At 65.4% G+C, this 1,301-nt stretch carries 1 protein-coding gene and 1 other annotated feature; the gene reads left to right on the top strand.

The features are described from left to right. Positions 1 to 48 precede the first annotated feature (48 nt). A protein-coding gene (locus tag RF646_RS13265; RefSeq protein WP_121544301.1) for an IS3 family transposase occupies positions 49 to 1,274 on the top strand; the annotation gives its coding sequence in 2 pieces (ribosomal slippage) (positions 49 to 322 and positions 322 to 1,274; 1,227 coding nt in all). Further along, positions 321 to 431: a sequence feature (AL1L pseudoknot), on the top strand. (Overlaps the previous gene by 111 nt.) Positions 1,275 to 1,301: the final 27 nt, after the last annotated feature.

The following is a 1,301-nucleotide window of genomic DNA, read 5'->3' as shown; positions in this document are numbered from 1 at the left end:
TGAAGCGCCCTGGGTTTCGTTCCGATCCAACTGAAGGAGAATCGGAACATGCCCAAGAAGTTCAGCCCCGAGTTGCGTGAGCGCGCCGTGCGGATGGTCCTGGAACGCCAGGCCGCGCAGGGCGGCCCACGCTCGCATTCCATCCGGGCCGTGGCCCCACAGCTTGGCGTCGGGGAGGAGACCTTGCGGATGTGGTGCAACCGCCACGGCCATGAGATCGAGCAGATACCCGCCGGAGAGGACCTGCAGCAGGAGAACAAGCGCCTCAAACGCGAACTCGCCGAAGCCCGCCGAGCCAATGAGATTCTCAAAGCCGCCTCGGCTTTTTTCGCAGCGGAACTCGACCGCCCCACGACGAGATGATCCGGTTCATCGATATGCACCGCGATCAGTTCGGGGTCGAGGCCATCTGCCGCACACTGAGTGCGACGGGATGTGGGTTCATCACCTCCCGCGGCTACCGTGCCGCGAAGCAGCGCCCCGCGTCCGCGAGGGCACTGCGAGACAAAATCCTCACCGAGGAACTCAAGCGGATCCACGCGGAGAACTACTCGGTCTACGGGGTGCGGAAGATGCACCACGCGATGGCCCGCGCCGGCTGGGAGATCGGCCGTGATCAGGTCGCTCGGCTCATGCGTGCCGCCGCCCTGCAGGGCGTCCGACGTGGTCGCAAGCCCGTCACCACGCGCCCTGCCGGTGAGCCTGACCACCGCCCTGACCTCGTGAAACGGCACTTCACCGCCGAGAGGCCGCATCAGTTGTGGGTCGCTGACATCACCTACGTCAGGTCCCTGGGCGGGTTCTGCTACACAGCGTTCGTCACCGACGTGTTCACCCGAAAAATCGTGGGCTGGGCAGTCTCTGCCTCGCTGCACACCGTGGGGTTGCCGTTACTGGCCCTGGAACATGCCCTGCTGAACACCGGTGCCAGCCGCGGCCGACAGGGCCTGGTACACCACAGCGACCGGGGTAGCCAGTACGTCAGTCTGGCCTACTCGGATGCGTTGATCGCCGCCGGAGTGAGCGCCTCGGTGGGCACGGTCGGGGATTCCTACGACAACGCCCTGGCCGAGACGGTCAACGGGCTCTACAAAGCCGAACTCATCCACGCGAAACGTGTGTGGGAGTCCACCGAGGCGGTGGAACTGGCCACGATGGGGTGGGTGCACTGGTGGAACACCGTCCGTCTGCACGAGGCCCTCGGCTACCTCACGCCCGCGGAGGTCGAAGTAGCCTACACTCACGACCACGACGTAGCGCCCGTTGCGTCCTGACCTCGGAACGAAACCCAGGGCGCTTCA

This window comes from Kocuria sp. CPCC 205261 (genome assembly GCF_040981025.1).
In the GTDB taxonomy this organism is placed as follows: Bacteria; Actinomycetota; Actinomycetes; order Actinomycetales; family Micrococcaceae; genus Kocuria; species Kocuria marina.
The sequence above is the reverse complement of the archived record's forward strand: the minus strand, read 5'-3'. Positions and strand labels throughout refer to the sequence as shown.